Genomic DNA, 18024 nt, shown 5'->3' with positions numbered 1-18024 from the left:
CCCATCGCAGTGGCCGAGGATATCCAGAACCGCGCCGCTTCCAGGGAGCAATTTGTGCTGTGAGGAAGGCAACCGTTACGAGATCTAGGTTACGGTTTGCCGCGGAGCGGTGCGTAAGGTGGGCAGGAGGTTGTGCTCCGCACCACGACACGTGTCCGGAGCGGTCAGTCCCGCGAGGGTCCGTCCTCGGCGCCGGAGAGGACTTCGGCGACGGGCCTGACCCAGGCGCGCTTTCCGTCGAAGACCGCGACCAGCGCGTGCACGGGCGCGGCGCCGGCGGCGATGAGCTCTGCCGCGTAGCGGCGATCGCGGACCTGCCGCGCGGCGGCGAGGAGCGCCTGCTCCGGCGTCTCGCCGCGCTGCGGCACCTTGAGCTCCAGCACGACCCCTGGGCGCCCCGGCGTCCGCGGCCGCACGAGGACGTCGGCGCGACCGAGGCCCGACTCGCGGTTGGAGCGGACGTCGTAGTCGCCCTCGAGCTGCACGAGCAGGCCGAGGATGAAGCCGTGATAGAGCTTCTCCGGCTCCCGGCCGGCGGGGTCCTGGTAGGACATCACGGTGACGAGCAGCCGCTCGAGCAGCGCCTCCAGCGACGGCGCGTCGCCCGCGAGCAGCGCGCGGAGCAGCCCCTCGGCGTGCCTCCGCTCCGGCAGCCCGCGCCGCAGCCAGGAGCGGAAGAGATCGCGATAGGCGACGCGGACCTCGATGTTGGGAATCGCGAGCTCGGCGATGACGTCCCCGAGCTCTTCGCGCACCGCCCTGGGCGTGAGATAGCCGGAGAAGAGGAGGAAGCTCCACAGCGCCTCGGGCTGCTGGTCCAGGTCGCGCAGGACGATGTTCTCGTCGATGTGTGCCTCGACAGGCTCGCCGCGCAGGAGCGCCTCGGTCTCGCTCGAGAGGCCGAGCCCGCGCCGGGCGATGAGATCCTGGAGGAGGTCGGTCGAGGCGGTGTTGACCCAGTAGGGCCGGAGGGCGCCGCTGGCCACGCAGTTGAGGATCGACCAGGGATTGTAGATGACCTCGCCGCTGAAGAGATATCCGTTGTACCAGGCCCGGATATCGTCGAGGCGGAGCGGCGCGTGCTCCGGGAGCGGCGCGGTCTGCCCGGCGGGAGCGCTGTCGGGCCGCGCCTGCTCAAGGACGCCGGCGACCTCCGCTTCGGTGAAGCCGAAGGACGTTGCGTAGCGGCGATCGTTCAGGATCGAGGAGACGATGACGTTGTTGAGGCCCGAGAAGAGGTTCTCCCGGGCGACCCGCAGCACCCCGGTGAGCACCCCCTTGAAGAGGGAGGGATTGTCCTTGAGGGCGGCAGAGAAGAAGTTCCGGAAGAACAGCGTCACCTCGTCGAAGAAGCCGTTGAGATATCCGGATTGGATCGGGGTGTCGTATTCATCGATGAGAATCATCACCCGGCGGCCGTGATGGCGCGCGAGGTGATCCGAAAGTTCCCTGAGCGAGCGACGGCAGTCTTCCTCGGTCGCTTCGCCATAAAGGATGCGCTCGAACCGCGGGCGCTCATGCGGCTCGAGCGCCCCTTCGTCGAGGAGATAACGATGCTTCGCATACAGGCCCTGGAGCTCGCTGCGAATCCCTTCCTGGGTGGTCTCGTAAGAGGCGGTCTTGATGTCTTTGAACGTGAGGAGCAGGACAGGGTGCTGCTGGAAATGCGCGCGGGCCGCCGGGTCGCTCCAGACGGCGAGGTCCTGGAACAGCGGGGAGAGGTCCTCGTCGGATTTCCCGAGGAAATACGCGAGGGTGGAGAGGTTCAAGGTCTTGCCGAAGCGGCGCGGCCGCGGGAACAGGACGACCTGTGCGGGATCGGCGAGGAGCTGTCCGATGAACGAGGTCTTGTCGACGTAGCCGGCGCCCGCCCGGCGGAGCTCGCGGAAATCGGACTGGCCGAGTGCGGGGACGAAGGGCATGGCTTCCTTCAATGGGGCCGCCGCCTTTCAGCGGCGGAGAGGGGGCTCGCGGCGCGCACAGTGACTGTCCTCGGCCCCACCTCGCCCGTCAAGCATTCCCCGGAAAGGGCAGACGTGCCCGCCGAGCTCACCCGCCCGGCGCTGCAGCGCCCGTCGCGCCCCTCCCTGGACGCGCCGCCGCCGCTCCGCGTGGCCCGCCGCGCACCGCCGATCTACCCTACCCCCGTGCGATCCCTCGTTCTGGCCGGCTGCCTCGCGGTCCTGGTCCCCGCAGCCGCGACGCTCGCGATCCCGCACGCCGAGGCCGCGGATTTCGATCCCTCCGGCCGCGGCAAGCGCAAACCGAAGGCCCCGAAGCCCGGCGGCGGCAAGCCGGGCCCCGCCGCGCGGCCGCAGCCCGGACCGCGGCCGCAGCCGGGACCGCGGCCGCAGCCCGAACAAGCGCCGCAGGCCAAGCCCGAGCCGGCCGAGGGCGCCGACGCGAAGCGGAGCGGGCCGTCGAACGACGCGCTCATCGCGCGCTACACGGCCATCGTCATGAGCCAGCCGAGCGCGCCTTTCCCGCTCCAGCGCCTCGCCCAGCTCTACCGCGAGCGCGACGGGAACCTGAAGAAGCTCGTCGAGGAGTTCGAGCGCCGCGCCGCGCAGCCCGGCGCCGATGCCTGGGCCTCCAAGGTCGTGCTCGCCGGCATCTACAAGCAGGACGGGCGCTACGACGACGCCATCAAGACGTACGAGGCCGCCATCGCGGACCGGCCGGCGGACCCGGCGGCGATGATGGCGCTCGCCCAGCTCGAGGCGGACCGCGGCGACAAGGCCCGCGCGCGGGCGCACTACGAGAAGGCGCTGCCGCTGCTCAAGGTCGCCGCGGACGTCGAGCAGACCCGGCGCACGCTGCTCGCGCTCTGCCTCGACCTCTCGGACTTCGACGCGGCCAAGGCGCACCACGACGCGCTCGTGAAGAACGCGCAGGGCTCGCTCTTCGTGAAGGCCGAGCTCGGGCGCGAGCTCTCCGCGCGCGGGCACCACGCGCGCGCCGAGGCCGAGTTCCGCGAGCTCGTGAAGGCCGCCGCCGGCGACAACCGGGCGCTCGCGCCGGCGCTGCGCGACCTCGGGCAGGCGCTCGCGCGGCAGAAGAAGATGGACGAGGCGCTCGCCGTCCTGAAGCGGGCGCTCTCCATCGCCGGCAACGCCGCGGGCGTGCGGGCCGAGATCCTGCTCATCATGACCGACGCCTTCCGCGCCGAGGGCAAGCTCGCCGAGCTCATCGCGATCCTCGAGGCCGAGCGGGGGCAGGACTTCCAGCGGCTCGCGACCCTCGGCGCGCTGTACGAGGAGACCGGCGACGTCGACAAGGCGATCGCGATCTACCGGAGGGCGCTCGCGCTCGACGGCAAGCACATCGACACGCGGCTCCGGCTCGTGCACCTGCTCCAGACCGCCGGCGAGCTCGACACCGCGATCCGCGAGTACGAGCTCTTGATCAAGGCGGCCCCGAACAACGCCGACTTCGTGTTCGAGCTGTGCGAGACGCTCATCCAGCGGGGCGATCGGCCCAAGGCGCTCGCGCTGCTCACCCAGCTCGAGGGGCGCGTCGCGGACGAGCCCGAGACGCTCGCGGCCGTCGCCGACTTCTACGAGCGCGTCGAGGAGAAGGACCGGGCCCTCAAGGTGCTCCAGCGGCTCGCCGGGGCCGCGGGCGGGGATCCGAGCCACCTCGTCGACCTCGGCGACCGGTACTTCCAGGCGGGCGACAAGAAGAAGGCGCTGGAGACCTGGGCGCGCATCAATCTGGTCGTGCCGAGCCGGGCGCGCGCCGCGGCCACCCTCGGCGAGGTGTACCTCGACCACGACATGGTGACCGAGGCGCTCGCCGCGCTCCGGGAGGCCGCGCAGCTCGAGCCCGCGAACGCCCGCTACAAGAAGGCGCTGGCGATCGCGCTGGAGCGCACCGCGAGCTCGCTCGGCAACGCCGGGCCACGCTACGCCGAGGCGCGCGAGCTGTGGGAGCAGCTGCTCGCCGGCGCGGGCGGCGACAAGCTGCTCGCGCGCGAGGCGCGCACCCACATCGTCAGCCTCTGGTCGCTCACCCACGAGCTGCAGGGCCGCGTCGGGCCGCTCGGCGCGCGCTTCAACGCGACCCCGCCCGACCTGGAGGCGGGGCGGCTGCTCGCCGAGGTGCAGCGCAAGCTGCACCGGCTGCCCGACGCCGAGGCCACGCTCCGCAAGCTCGTCCAGGCCGCGCCGGGCGACGAGGACTCGCTCCTCGCGCTGGAGCGCGTGCTCGTGCTCCAGCAGAACCTCCTCGGCGCCATCGACGTGCTGGGCAAGCTCGTCGAGGTGAACCCGAAGCGGGCCCGCGAGTTCTACCAGCGCATGGCGCAGTACGCCGCGGAGCTCTACCGCGACGACGACGCGATCCGGTACGCCGCGCGCGCCGTCGAGCTGTCGCCCGAGGACGCGAGCGGCCACCAGAAGCTCGGCGACATGTACCGGAGGCGGCAGGACTTCCCGCGCGCCATCGCCGAGTACCGGCAGGCGCTCGCGAAGAACGACCGGCTCTTCCCCGTCTACTTCGACCTCGCCGAGCTCCTGCTCACCGCGGGGCAGGCCGACGAGGCCGACCGGCTCTTCCGGCGCGTCGTGCGGGCGTCGAACGACGAGGAGCTCGTCGCGCGCGCCGCGCGGATGTCGATGCAGGTGAACCTCGGCCGGGGCTCGCTCGAGGTGCTCGAGCGCGAGCTCCTGCCGGTCGCGGTCGGCAACCCGCAGAAGCCGCTCTACCGGCGGCTGCTCGTCGAGCTGTACGGGGCGATGACCTTCCCGCTGATGCAGAAGGTCCGCGCCGAGGGCGGCGCGGCGAGCGCGGCCGCGCGCGCGGAGCTCGCGAAGATCGGCGCGCGCGCGGTGAAGCCGCTGCTCGACGCGCTCGCCGACGAGAAGGAGTCGCAGCAGAAGGTCGCGATCGAGGTGCTGGCCTACGTCGAGAACAAGAGCGCCGGGCCGGCGCTCTACAACTTCGCGATCGGGCAGGCGGACAAGGGCCTGCGCGCCCGCGCGATGATCGCGTGCGGCGCGCTGCGCGACCCGTCGATGCTGGAGCGCTACGAGCAGATGCTCGCGCCGCGGGACGCGGCGGCGAGCGTGCTGCCGAACGACGCGGTCGCGGTCGCGGCGACCTGGGGCGTGGCGCGGCTCGCGGCGGGCGGCGGCCGGCCCGCGGCGAAGGCCGAGGCGCTGCTCGCGCGGCTCCTGTCCTCGCCGGCGCCGGAGGTGCGGGCGATCGCGGCGGTCGGCCTCGGGCTGACGCACGACCGGAGGCACGCGGCGGCGCTGTCCGCGGTCGCGCGGGCGCCCGAGGCCGGCTCCGTGCCGCGCGCGGCCGCGGTCCGCGCGCTGGGCGAGATCGGCGGCGGCGGCGAGGGGCCCGCGCTGTTCATGTCGCTCGCGGACTCGAGCGAGCCGGAGCTCCGCCGCGCGGCGCTGCTCACGCTCGCGCGGCTCGGCGACGGCGCCTCGGCGAAGGGCGCCGGCGAGGCCGAGGCGCCCGCCTCGGGGGGCGCCGCGCAGGCGATCGCGGCCGGCGCGTTCTCGTCGGACGAGGGGCTGCGCGCGGCCGCGGTGTCGGCGGCGGTCGCGCTCACGCGGCGGGCCTACCCGCGCGCACGAGAGCCGCTGCCCGTGCCGGACGGGGCGCTGACGGTGAAGGACGTGCTCGCGGGGCTCGACCCGGATCCGCCCGGCCCGGAGGACCGCGCGGCCGCGCTCGTGGCGCTCGGCCCGGCGCTCCAGAAGGCGGCGGTCGCCGCGGTCGCGACGTCGCCGGAGCGGGCGCTGGTCGTCGCGGACGCGATCCTGTCGCGCGGCGCGGCCGGCCCGCGCGGCGCGGGCGCGGCCGGCGATCGCGGCGCCGCCGGCGACGGGGCGGCGCTCGGGCTCGCGCCGTTCACGGACGGGCGCGCCGAGCTCGCCCCGGAGCTCCGGCGGCAGGTCGAGGCGGCCGTGGAGGGGGTCGCGGCCGCGGTCGTGGGCGGGTTCGTGGCGCTCGTGCGGCACCCGGCGATCGAGGTGCGCACGCGCGCCGTGGAGCTGCTCGCCACGCGGCCCGAGCCCGAGGCGCAGGCCGCGGTGATCGACGCGCTCGGCGATCCGGAGGAGAGCGTGCGGCGGGCGGCGCTCGCGGCGCTCGGCGCGGTCCGGCACGGGCCGACCATCGCGGCGGTCTCGGAGCTCCTGCGGACCTCGCCGAGCTGGCCGCTCCGCGTCCGCGCGGCGGAGGCCCTGGGCCGGCTGGGCGCGCCTGGCGGCGGCGGCGCGGCCGGCGGGCGGCCGGGCCAGGTGGCGGAGACGCTCGGCGCGGCGGCCCGCTCCGACGCGTACGCCCTCGTGCGCGAGGCGGCGGCGCGCGCCCTCGCCTCGGCGGACCGCGCGGCAGCGGCGCCGGTGCTGAAGCACCTCGCGGCGCGCGACCCCGAGCCGCGCGTGCGCCAGGCCGCGGCCGATCTGATGCGGAGCGGCGCGCCGTGAGCGCCGCTGCAGCGCCCGGGCCGCGGCGCGCCCCGCTGCGGCTCGCGCCGCTCGTCCTGGCCGGCGCGGCCGCGGCGGGCGGCGCGGCCGGCTGCGACGACGTGAGCCGGTTCTCGACGGCGGACGGCGAGGCCTACTGCGGCGCGATCACGCTGGGCGGCGCGTTCCGCGCGGGCCTGAGCCCGCGGGTGCAGATGCGGCTGTCGCTCGACGCGGACGCGCTCGACGGGCCGGAGCCGCCGGGCGCGCTGTGGACCTACGAGGCGCCCGACGGGGCCGCGCCGGAGCGGCGCCTCCTCGACGGCGCGCCGCTCAGGCCGATCGGCGCGCTCGCCCACGATCCGCTGTCGCGGCTGGAGTTCGGGGAGGGCCGCGAGCGCAACGCGATCTACGCCGTGAGCGCGTCGGATCCCGCGGCGGAGCCGCTGCTCGCGATCCTGTCGCTGCGCACCGACGCGTCCGTCGAGGTCCGCCTGCTCCGGCCGGGCCGGGAGCCGCTTGCGCCGGGCGCGGCGCAGGCGGAGGGAGAGCGGCAGGTGTTCGGCAATTTCAGGCTGACGCGGCGGACGGGGACATGCGGGTTCTAGGGATCGAGACATCGTGCGACGAGACGGCGGCGGCGGTGGTGACCGAGGGCGGCGACGTCCTCTCGGACGTCGTGCGCAGCCAGGTGGCGCTGCACGCGCCGTACGGCGGGGTCGTGCCCGAGGTCGCGGCGCGCGATCACGCGCGCGCGGTGGTCCCGGTGGTGCGCGAGGCGCTGTCGCGCGCCGGCGTCGCGGCGGCGGACCTCGACGGCGTCGCGGTGACGTCGCGGCCTGGGCTCGCGGGGGCGCTGCTCGTCGGCCTGCAGGCGGCGAAGGGGCTCGCGTGGGCGGCGGGCAAGCCGCTCGTCGGCGTCGATCACCTCGTCGGGCACCTGCTCGCGGTGTTCCTGCGGCGGGGCGGCGCGCCGCCGCCGGAGGAGCGGCCGTCGTTCCCGTACGTCGCGCTGCTCGCCTCGGGCGGGCACACGGCGATCTACCGGGTGGACGGGCCCTCGCTCGGCGCGATCCGCGAGCTCGGCGCGACGCGCGACGACGCTGCGGGCGAGGCGTTCGACAAGGTGGCGAAGCTGCTCGGCCTCGGGTATCCGGGCGGCCCGGTGGTCGACCGGCTCGCGGCGACGGGGGATGCGGCGGCCGCGTCGGAGGCGGTGCCGGCGGTGATGGCGCGGAAGGAGTCGCTCGAGTTCAGCTTCTCGGGCATCAAGAGCGCGGTGGCGCGCCACGTGGCGAAGCGGGGTCGGCCCGAGGGGCAGGCGCTCCACGACCTGTGCGCGGCGTTCCAGGGCGCGGTGGTCGACGCGCTCGTGCAGAAGACCGTGCGGGCGGCGCGGGTCGAGGGGGTCGAGCGGGTGGTGCTCGCGGGGGGCGTCGCGGCGAACCGGGGGCTCCGGGCGAGGATGGCGGCGGCGTGCGAGCGGCGGGGGCTCGCGCTGTTCGTCCCGCCGTTCGCGAGCTGCACGGACAACGGGGCGATGATCGCGTATGCGGGCGCGCTGCGGCTCGCGGCCGGGGAGCGGGACGCGCTGGATCTCGCGCCGGAGACGAGGACGGCGCTGCCGCGGGTCACCCGGAAGGGCGGCGGCGCGCGGTGAGCGGAACAGGCCGGTAGCGGGGCGTCGCGGGGAGCGGCATGGGCGCGGGGCGCGAGGTGTGTGGGGCCATGGCGGGCGCTGGCGAACGGTGGCGAACGGTGAAGGCACGGCTGGTGCCGGGGACTACCTCGGACTTGTCGGCTGCGGCGAGCCGTGGTCTGATGAGAGCTCAGGACTCAGGCCGGCCCGCGCTGGCCGTTTTTCCGGCCTCACGGGACAGGACAGCTTGGGATAGCCGCCCGTCGGGGCGCGAGGTTTGAGGGCCATGCAGGTTGTTCTACCGATTGTGCTTGGGTTGGTTGCGGTGGCGTGCGGCGCGGGCGTCGTGTTCTTGCTGATGCAGGTGGCGCCGCTGAAGCGGCAGCTGAAGGACGCGAACCAGCACATCGAGGCGCTCCGGCAGGCGAAGAACCAGCTGGAGCAGATGCGGGGGCAGTACGCGCAGCTCCAGCAGGCGCTCGAGATCGCGCGGGGCGAGGATCGGCAGAAGGTCGACTGGCTCGACGCCCAGCAGAAGGAGATCGACTGGTACAAGAGCGAGCTCGATAGCCGGCCGAAGATCACGCAGAAGCGCTACAAGATCCTGACCCTGGGCATCAAGTGGACCGGCAAGACGTCGCTCACGCTCAAGTGGGCGAATCCGCTCGTGGATCTCGGCACGCTGCAGGGGACGAAGATCGAGCGGTACGAGCGGACGGTCAGCCACGTGCTCACGAAAGAGGTCTTGACGGAGCACGTGTTCGAGATCGGCGACTGGGGCGGCGAGCACATCGTGGACGCGCAGCAGGAGCTCATCATGGAGGAGATCCATGGGCTCCTGATGGTGGTGGATCTGGCGGGCAAGGACGGGCAGAAGCTCGAGCCGTCGCGGATCCAGGAGCAGCTCCGGGAGTTTCAGCCGCAGTCGCTGCAGTTCTTCTTCAGCCCGAAGACGCTGGCGTCGTGCAAGGCGGTGGTGCTGTTCATCAACAAGTCCGATGTTCTGTCCGGGACGCCGGCCGAGGTGGAGAAGGAGGCGCGCGGGTATTACAAGCCGCTCATCGACAGCCTCGAGCGGTACAAGAACCACATCGACATTCGGGTGCTGGTCGGTTCGGCGAGCTACGGGCACAGCACGCACCATTTGTTCTCGCACTTCGTGGAGCGGATCCTCCCGAAGAACGCGTATGATCCGCAGCTGCTCCAGCGGATGAAGGCGGACATCGGGCCGAATCCGGCGCTGTCGCGGACCGCGCAGCTCCCGGCCCCGCAGTTGCCGCAGCAGCAGGTCAGGCCCAATGTACGGTAGCGAGGGCGCCTCGGGGTATGTGATCCCGCGGTACCGCGCGCCTGCGGAGGCGGCGTGGTATCACGTGCTGCACGGGAACATCCCTGGGCATCAGATCGATTTCATGTACTGCCCGGAGGTGCCGCAGGGGGCGCTGACGACGACGCATTTCAGCCACCTGGCGCGGCTGATGAAGTACATCGAGCCCGCGACGGGGGCGACGCATGCGTTCGCGATCGGCAACCTGTCGCGCGACGACACGCAGCACGAGCCTGGGCACGGCGCGGTGGGGCTCATCTTCGGGTTCCGGATCGGCGGGGCGATGGATCACGCCGGTCGGGGGAATCCGCCGTTCGCGCACGGGCTCGTCGCGGTGGATCGGGACCTCGGGTACACGTCGCTCCTGGAGGCGTCGGCGACGTTTTACCGGCACGTGATGAACGCGACGGAGGTCAACTCGTCGGCGGGCATGTTTTACCGCGAGTACGTGGGCGCGGTGCGCGACGCGCCGGAGCGGGTGGCGCACGTGCTGGAGCGGTACGTCGAGGAGTTCGGGGATCTGCCGTACCTGCGGCGGAGCAGCGCGACGTGGGACTGGGTGGCGGACGAGGGGTCGCTGCCGAAGCGGGTCGTGATCGTGCACAAGCACGATGAGCCGTTCGGGGCCATCGCGCACGCCGCGGCGAGGATCGCGACGGTGCTGTACCGGTCGAACATCAAGTGGACGTCGATCACGAGCGGGCGTGAGGCGGACATCCCGGGTGGGGTGTCGGTGCGGTTCGTGCGGGAGCGCGACGTGACGATGGAGGATCGTCACGGGGCGCTGCTGCGGATCGAGGACGTCTCTGAGGACGAGGGGGAGATCGCGCGCAAGCTGTTCGGGGCGCGGCCGCAGGGCGAGACGGGGGACAAGCCGCAGTTCGGCGGGTGGCGCGAGCGGTACGCGGCGCAGCAGGCTGGGGGCGCGGCGCACCTGGCGCAGACCGCCGGGGGGGCGGCGCCGGTGCCCGCGGGGCCGGTGTCGGAGCGGGGGCGGGTGCCGTCGGCGCCGCCGGCGCAGCGGCGGGTCGAGGCGCACGCGGTCGAGGGGGCGAGCGCGGGGGCGGCGTCGTCGGCGATGGGGCCGAAGGGGACGCTGGTCATCGACGCGGAGAAGCTGCTGCGCGAGGCGGGGCTCGTGGAGGCGGCGGTGGGGAATGCGGTGATCGGCGGGGTGCCGCCGATCTCGAGGGGTCCGGCGGACGTGGCTCGGCTCGGGGCGGGGGCGCCGCCGTTGCCGATGGCTGCAGGCAGAAGCGTGCAGCAGGCGCCGGCGATGCCGCCGGTCTCGGCGCGCAGCGCCGCGGGGGAGGACGAGGGCGGGGAGATACCGATCGTCGTCGAGCAGCCTCAGAAGTCCCGGAAGGCGCTCTGGGCGGTCGCGGGGCTCGGGTGCGCGGCCGCGGCGGGGGCGGTCGCGTGGGCGGTTGTGTCGAGGGGCCCGGGAGCGCAGCCGGCGCCGCCGCCGGAGCTGCCCTCGGCGGCGCCGACGACGGTGGGCGGGGCGCCGGGCACGAGCGTGAAGGAGGGGGCGGAGGCGGCAGCGCCGCAGGCCACGGCGGGGCCGCAGGCGACGGGGGCCGCGTCGGCGCCGGAGGGGGCGGCGAGCGCCGGGGAGGATGCGCAGGCGAAGCCGCAGGCGTCGGCGTCGACGGCGAGCCAGCAGCGGAAGACCGGCGGCGGCAGGGCGGGCTCGAAGCCGTCCGGCGCGCAGCAGCAACGCGGCAAAGACGGGAAAGAGACTGCGCGCGACCCGGAGGACCAGAAGCCGGTGGGCGCGATTCAACCGAAGGTAAAGTTTTGATCATGCGTCTCGCGCAGAGTGTTCCGTGGATGTGCTTCGTCGGCCTGCTGACGGCCGCCTCGCCGAGCGAGGCGCAGCCGAAGGGCGGCGCCTCGCCGAGGGGCGCGGGGCAGCAGGGCGCAGCGGGCCAGACGGCGATCCAGGCGCCGCGCGCGCCCGGCGAGGCGATGAGCGACAAGGCCAGGAAGCTCTACATGGAGGGCGTGACCGCCTCGGAGAAGGGGCGGTGGGCCGACGCCTATGCGTCGTTCGTGGCGGCGTGGGCGCTGCAGAAGCACTACACGATCGCCGGCGGGATCGGCACCTGCGAGCTGATGCTGCAGCGCTATCCGGACGCCGCCAAGCACCTCGCCATCTACGTGCGCGAGATCGAGAAGGACACGACGGCGACGCCGGAAGAGCGCGCCGCCGCGCTCAAGACGTACGCGCAGGCGCGGGCGAAGGTGGGCGCGGTCAAGCTGCACGTCAACGTGGAGGACGCCGAGGTGCGCGTGGGGCAGGAGGTCGTCGGGACCGTGCCGCTCGAGGACCCGGTGTTCCTGGAGCCGGGGGCGCATACGATCTCGGTGCGGCGGCAGGGATACGAGCCGGCGAGCGTCGAGGTGGAGCTCAAGGCGGGGGAGGAGATCGAGCGGAGCGTCGAGCTGAAGAGCGCGCGACCGAGCGAGGGGCCGGTGGGGGAGAGGCCGAAGAGTCCGGGACAAGGGACCATCGTGGCCCACCCCGTCCCCGGGCCTAACAAGACGCTACTCATCGCTGGAGGAGCGGCGGCCGGGGTGGGGCTGATCGCGGGGACGGTGCTCACGATCCTATACTTCGGGAAGGCGGGCGATGCAGAGGCTCTACGTCAGGATATCCTTTCCGGCTCCGGCGGCGCGCCCGAAAGATACTGCCCCAATGCCAACTCGCCGCCAATCTGCGCAGAATTGAACGATACGGTCGACGTCCAGTACGTCTTCGCCAATGTAGCCGTCGGCAGCTTCATCGTCGGGGCAGCCGGGGTGGGGACGATGATCTACGCGCTCGTGGATAGGCCGTCCGTACCGGACCGTCGCGTGCAGGTCGCGCCGCTCGTGGGATCGGGCGTGACCGGCCTTTCCCTGAACGGTCGGTTTTGAGCGGAGAACGCGTGAACCGGGGAGTCGGTAGAATGGGTCATCGTCTTGGTTGTCGCTTCGCGGCGACGCTTCTCTTGGCGGCGATGTCCGCGGGGATTCAGGCGAGCGGATGCTCAGCTGAAGAGTGCGACAGGTTAGAGCTGCCGATTTGCCTGAGAATCGCTGACGGGACCGGCGGTACGGGCGGCGACGGCGGCAGCGGTGGAATCGTTCTTCCGCCCCCAGGGTGTGACCCGGAAACGGCCGACGGTATCGTCGGCGATGATTGTGGGGTATTCGTGTCCACGAACGGCGTCGATGGCGCCGACGGCACCAAGCAGGCACCGCTCAAATCGCTCAACGAGGCCTTCGGGCTCGCTGCGAGCGACGGCAAGAAGCCGGTCGTCTACCTGTGCGCCGGGGTCGAAGACGAGGGCTTCGACGAGATCGTCACCATGCCCAAAGGCATGACGGTGTACGGCGGGTTCGACTGTGAAAACTGGGAGTGGAACCGCACACGCTTAACGGTCCTGACAGCACCACAAGGGATGGTCCCGCTTACACTGAACGCGACTGGCGGGAGCGTGCGAATCGTCAACTTGCATGTCAAGGCTCCGACCATCGTCATCAATCCGAACATCCCGAGCGATACCGCCAAGTACAGCAAATCCTCGATCGCCGCGATCGCCGATGGCGGCAGCGTCGAGCTCGTGCGGTGCACGTTGGAGGCGGGCGATGCGGCGCGGGGCGCACCGGGGGGACCTGCCGACCCCGACCATCCGCGCGCCGACGATGGGCACGACGGCAGCGATGGTAGCAAGGCGTGCACGGCAGTTACCGTATCTTCAAACCCAACTCCAGAGAACGACTGCGGAACACCGGACGACCCCAACGACGACCCCATCGGCGGACTAGGTGGCAACGGCGCGCGCAACCAAGCAGCCCAGGGCGCCAACGGTCTTCCCGGCGACATTACAAATCCCAATGCCGGCACTCGCACCGAGACTGGAGAGTGCGGCGACGGTCGTGTGGGCAGCGATGGCAAGCCCGGTGGCGCAGGCGACAACGCAATCGGAAAGGGTACCATCTCCAACATGGGGTACACCGGCTTGTCTGGCGATGATGGCAAGCCCGGAACCCCCGGCCAAGGGGGCGGAGGCGGCGCGGGCGCAAAGGGCAGCGGCGCATGCAGCGGCAGTGCAGCGAACTACGGCGGGGCCAGCGGCGGGTCCGGTGGCAACGGCGGCTGTGGCGGCAAGGGCGGCAAGGGCGGCGGATCAGGCGGCTCCAGCATCGCGCTCGTCAGCATCGAGGCAGAGCTCGTCTTTCAGGATGTCCGCCTCATCGCCGGGTCCGGCGGCAACGGCGGCACGGGCTCCGAGGGCCAGCCCGGCGGCAACGGCGGCGACCCGGGGCTCGGTGGCGAAGGTCCGACCGCGCTGAGCACTGGCTGCAACGGTGGCATAGGCGGCAAGGGCGGCAACGGCGGCAAGGGCGGCAAGGGCAGCGACGGCCATTCCCTTGGCATCGCCTTCCTCGGCTCCCAGCCGCCAGTGGAGAGCGACGGTGTGGTCACCATCGAAGTCGGTGCTGCCATTGGCAACGGCCTCGCGGATAAAACGCTAGATTTCACCAACGCCTCGCCGTGAGGTCCTGCCGACATCTCGGCCCGGCGCTTCTCCTCGGGCTCACGCTCCTGGCCACCGCGCCCACCACCGTCGCCCAGCCGTCCCCGCCGACCGCCGAGGCAAAGCTCGCGGCCAAGGCGCTCGCCGACAAGGGCTGGGAGCTCTTCAACGCCGGCCGATACGAAGACGCGCTCACGGCCTTCCGCGACGCCGAGGCCCAGGTCCACGCCCCGCCGTTCCTGGTCATGGCGGCGCGCTCCTGTGAGCGCCTCGGTCGACTGGTCGAGGCGCGCTCGCACTACCAGCGCGTCCTAGACGAGCCGCTGGCGGCCAACGCTCCGCACGCCTTCCAGCAAGCGCAAGCCGATGCGAAGGCCGAGCTCACTGCCCTCGCTCCGCGCATCCCGACCCTGGAGGTGGCCCTCGGCCGCACGCCGCAAGGGGCGGTGGCGCTGACGCTCGACGGAGAACGCATCGCCCCGGCGAAGCCGGTAGAGGTTGACCCCGGCGAGCACACGGTGTCCGGCGTCGTGCCAGGGCGCCCTCCGGTGACAAGGACGATGCGCCTGGACGAGAGGGCGAAGGGATATATCGTCCTCGACTTGATGCCGCCCCTCGCCGAAGCTCCGCTGGCGCGCAGCGCGCCAGCCGCGTCAGGACGCGATCTGCGAAAGCCGTTGCTTATCGGCGGCGGAGTTGCGGCCGGGGTGGGCATCATCGCGGGCACCGTGTTCACGGGTCTCGCGCTCGGCGACGGGAGCGACGCCGAAGATCTGCGCGGAAAGGTCGATTCCGACCGCGAGCTCCGCGGGTATTGCCCGAGCACCCAGCACCCGCCGTTATGCGCTGAGCTGAGTGACACGGTCGACCGTCAGTACGCATTCCTCAACGTGGCCATCTACAGCTTCATCATCGGAGCAGCCGGCGTTGGGACGGCGATCTACGCGCTCGTCGATCGGCCTGCGGCGCCGGCCAGTCGCATGCGGGTCGTGCCGCATGTTGGAGCTGGCTCGACAGGCATTTCCTTGATGGGTCGATTCTGAGCGGAGGCACCGATGAGCCGAGGAGTCAGCAGGATGGGTCATCGTCTTGGTCGCCGCTTCGCGGCGACGCTCCTCCTGACCGCGGTGAGCATGGGGCTCCATGGGAGCGGATGCCTCGTAAGAGCTGACGATGCAGACAAGAGGCGCGATGGCTCACCCGGCACTGGCGGAAACGGCGACACTGGTGGGGATGGCGGCACTGGTGGAATCGTTCCTCCGCTTGAGGGATGCGACCCGGAAGCCGACGGTGGCGTCGGCAAGGATTGCGGGGTGTTCGTGTCCGCGGAGGTCGTCGAAGGTGCGGTCGGCACGAAAGAAAAGCCGTTCAATTCGATCAACGATGCCATCGCGCTCGCGGTAAGCAGCAACAAGAGACGCGTCTATGTCTGCGTCGGGGAGTTCAAGGAAGTCGTCTCCGTGCCGAAGAACGTGACGATTTTCGGAGGGCTCGACTGCAAAGCGGAAGGGGAGAAGTGGCCATGGGCGCGCATGGAGAAGACGGTCCTCACGACGCCGTCCACCGCGTCGCCAGGGACGGCTCCGCTCACGATAAGCGCTGCGGGCGGCAGCGTGGAGATCAAGGATTTCCATGTCAAGGCACCAGCGATCGTGGTCGATACGGAGAACCCCGGGAACCCTGAGAATACTGACAAGTACGGGAAGTCGTCGGTGGCGGCGATCGCCGACGGGGGCACCGTCTCCTTCGTGCGGTGCATCTTGGAGGCGCACGATGCGGCGCCGGGAGCTCCGGAGAAAGCTGAGGCGTCGGCCGCTAGGCAGGGGGAAGATGGCAGCACAGGCAAGGCGGCGTGTACGGATAGTTTCGTGACCCCGAACCCGCCCCCGGAGAATGATTGCAGCACAATAGACCATCCGAATTACATCTCGATCGGCGGACCGGGCGGGAACGGTTCGTCAACCCAGGCCGGCGCCGGTAACGCAGGCTCTCCCGGCGATACGACAAATCTCAACGGCGGCACGCGCACGGGCGACCAGTGTGGCTACGGCAAGGCGGGTCTCCCCGGCGAAATGGGTGACGAGGGCGACCCGGGGAGCGGAATCGGAACGATCGCGAGCGCCGGTTACACGGGCATCCCTGGGGGGAACGGCAAGCCCGGAACCCCCGGCCAGGGAGGCGGAGGCGGCGCCGGCGCACGGGGTGGCGACAGCGCCTGCCCCACCGGATCCATAGGCAAAGGTGGCGCCAGCGGCGGCTCCGGTGGAGCCGGTGGTTGTGGCGGCATGGGCGGCAAGGGCGGCGGACCGGGAGGCTCCAGCATCGCCCTCATCAGTATCAATGCAACGCTCAGTTTACAGGAGGTCCGGTTGAGTGCCGAGGCCGGCGGCGCTGGCGCCAGCGGCGCCCCAGGCCAGCGCGGCGGCCGGGGTGGCGATCCGGGTCTCGGTGGCGCTGGGGGGATAACCGCCTTCAGCAGGGGCTGCGACGGCGGCCGAGGCGGCGAGGGCGGCGAGGGCGGCCCCGGCGGCAAAGGCAGCGACGGCCATTCCCTCGGCATCGCCTTCCTCGGCCCCCAGCCGCCAGCGGAGAGCGAAGGGGTGGTCACCATCGACGTCGGTGCTGCAATCGGCAACGGCGTCGCGGAAAAAACGCTGGATTTCACCGCCCCCTGACTCCCGACAACGATCGCCGCCCGCTGGACCTGCTCCTCCTCCCCGCCCCACGGAGACCCGCCCCGAGACGGATCGACCGTCCAGGCCGCCTCGCCAGCCGCTACGTCAGCGCCAGTCCCGCAGCAACACGACCGGCCTGCCCAGGTAACGACGCCCGACGAGCCGCTCGACGCCCGACGAGAGCCGCTCGATCCTTGCGCGTCCCACCACAGCATCCCGACGCCCCGCCCCCTCGTCGAGCCCGCCAAAATCCGCTGCGAGCGCTCCGACCGCAGGTAAGATGGTCCCCATGCGCCCCTCCCAGGTCGTCCCGCTGCTCTGCCTGCCAGCGCTGCTCGCCTCCACCTCGCCGGCCGCCGCGCAGCCGAAGAGCAGCGCTCCGCCCACGAGCGCCCCCGCGCCGAAGGCCGCCCGCCGCCCCAGGATCCAGCGCGCGCCCAGCGATGCCATGAGCGACAAGGCGCGCAAGCTCTACATCGAGGGCGTCGCCGCGTCCGAGCAGAACCGGTGGGCCGATGCCTACGCCTCGTTCGTCGCGGCCTGGGCGCTGCAAAAGCACTACACCATCGTCGGAGGCATCGGCACATGCGAGCTGATGCTGCAGCGGTACCGGGACGCCGCCGAGCACCTCGCGATCTACGTGCGCGAGCTCGCGGAGGACACGACCGCGACCCCGGAGGAGCGCGAGGCCGCGGCGGCAGCCTACGCGCAGGCGCGCGCGGAGGTGGGCGCGGTGGTCGTGAGCGCCAACGTGCCGGGCGCGAAGGTGCTGGTGGACGGCTCCCCCGTGGGGACGACGCCGCTCGTCGACCCGGTGTTCGTGGAGCCGGGACCGCACACGATCACCGTGCAGCACGACGGCCATGCACCGAAGAGCAGCGCGGTGGACGTCGCCCGAGGGGGCCAGAGCGAGCGCGCCTTCGAGCTCGAGAAGCTCGAGGTCAGCGCGCCGCCGGAGCCGGCGCCAGCGCCACCGCCGCCCGACGTGGCGGAGCGGAGCTCGGCGCCGATCGTGGCCGGCGCCTCGGCGGCCGCCGCGGGGGTGATCGCGGGGGTCGTGTTCACGCTCGTCGCGAACGCCAAGGCGAGCAGCGCGAGAGAGCTGCACGCGACGATCAAAGGGACGAATGTGAATGAGGGAGGCGTGAACTGTACGAACCCCGCCGGCACCGAGCAGAGACAGCAGTGCAACAGGCTGAGAACGCTGGTCGACGACAGAGATCTCTTCAGCAACCTGGCGCTGTGGAGCTTCGTCGGCGGAGGCGCGATCGCCGTCGGGACGCTCGGTTACTGGCTTGCCAGCCCATCGACCCCCACGGAGAAGCGGCACGTCCGCGTCGTTCCCCTCGTGGCGCCTGGCGGCGGGGGGATCGTCGCTGGCGGTGTTTTTTGAAGCGAGGAACGCATGAACCGACACGCTAAGAGG

At 72.0% G+C, this 18024-nt stretch carries 11 protein-coding genes; 10 read left to right on the top strand and 1 reads right to left on the bottom strand.

The window, feature by feature from the left end:
- Positions 1–164 precede the first annotated feature (164 nt).
- Positions 165–1922 carry an AAA family ATPase gene (locus WMF26_RS10260; protein WP_438000181.1) on the bottom strand — a complete coding sequence of 586 codons (1758 nt, stop codon included), beginning with the start codon at positions 1920–1922 and terminating at the stop codon, positions 165–167.
- A gap of 225 nt (positions 1923–2147) precedes the next feature.
- Between WMF26_RS10260 and WMF26_RS10255 the strand changes: the two genes are divergently transcribed.
- The 10 genes from WMF26_RS10255 (at position 2148) to WMF26_RS10210 (ending at position 17991) form a co-directional block, all read left to right on the top strand.
- Positions 2148–6449, top strand: coding sequence for a HEAT repeat domain-containing protein (locus WMF26_RS10255; protein WP_438000180.1), 4302 nt, complete (start codon positions 2148–2150; stop codon positions 6447–6449).
- Positions 6446–7036, top strand: a complete 591-nt coding sequence (locus WMF26_RS10250) for a hypothetical protein (RefSeq protein WP_438000179.1) — start codon at positions 6446–6448, stop codon at positions 7034–7036. Before WMF26_RS10255 ends, WMF26_RS10250 begins: the two co-directional genes overlap by 4 nt.
- The gene (gene tsaD, locus WMF26_RS10245) at positions 7024–8088 is read left to right on the top strand and encodes a tRNA (adenosine(37)-N6)-threonylcarbamoyltransferase complex transferase subunit TsaD (RefSeq protein ID WP_437945931.1); all 1065 of its coding nucleotides are present in this window, start codon (positions 7024–7026) and stop codon (positions 8086–8088) included. Before WMF26_RS10250 ends, tsaD begins: the two co-directional genes overlap by 13 nt.
- 265 nt (positions 8089–8353) lie before the next feature.
- Positions 8354–9376, top strand: a complete 1023-nt coding sequence (locus WMF26_RS10240; RefSeq protein WP_438000178.1) for a hypothetical protein — start codon at positions 8354–8356, stop codon at positions 9374–9376.
- Entirely contained in the window at positions 9366–11198 is a 1833-nt protein-coding gene (locus WMF26_RS10235; protein ID WP_438000177.1) for a hypothetical protein, read from the top strand. The genes WMF26_RS10240 and WMF26_RS10235 overlap by 11 nt, the downstream gene beginning before the upstream one ends.
- A 2-nt stretch (positions 11199–11200) precedes the next feature.
- Positions 11201–12316, top strand: a complete 1116-nt coding sequence (locus WMF26_RS10230) for a PEGA domain-containing protein (RefSeq protein ID WP_438000176.1) — start codon at positions 11201–11203, stop codon at positions 12314–12316.
- A gap of 278 nt (positions 12317–12594) precedes the next feature.
- Entirely contained in the window at positions 12595–13944 is a 1350-nt protein-coding gene (locus WMF26_RS10225) for a hypothetical protein (RefSeq protein ID WP_438000175.1), read from the top strand.
- Positions 13941–14966, top strand: a complete 1026-nt coding sequence (locus WMF26_RS10220) for a tetratricopeptide repeat protein (protein WP_438000174.1) — start codon at positions 13941–13943, stop codon at positions 14964–14966. Before WMF26_RS10225 ends, WMF26_RS10220 begins: the two co-directional genes overlap by 4 nt.
- 33 nt (positions 14967–14999) lie before the next feature.
- A complete protein-coding gene (locus tag WMF26_RS10215) occupies positions 15000–16598 on the top strand; it encodes a hypothetical protein (protein ID WP_438000173.1) in 1599 nt (532 codons plus the stop codon).
- Between the two features lie 289 nt (positions 16599–16887).
- The gene (locus tag WMF26_RS10210; protein WP_438000172.1) at positions 16888–17991 is read left to right on the top strand and encodes a PEGA domain-containing protein; all 1104 of its coding nucleotides are present in this window, start codon (positions 16888–16890) and stop codon (positions 17989–17991) included.
- Positions 17992–18024: the final 33 nt, after the last annotated feature.

Origin of the sequence: Sorangium sp. So ce185 (assembly GCF_051526825.1) — a bacterium.
Taxonomy (GTDB): domain Bacteria; phylum Myxococcota_A; class Polyangia; order Polyangiales; family Polyangiaceae; genus Sorangium; species Sorangium cellulosum_D.
This window is presented reverse-complemented; position numbering and strand designations above follow the sequence as displayed.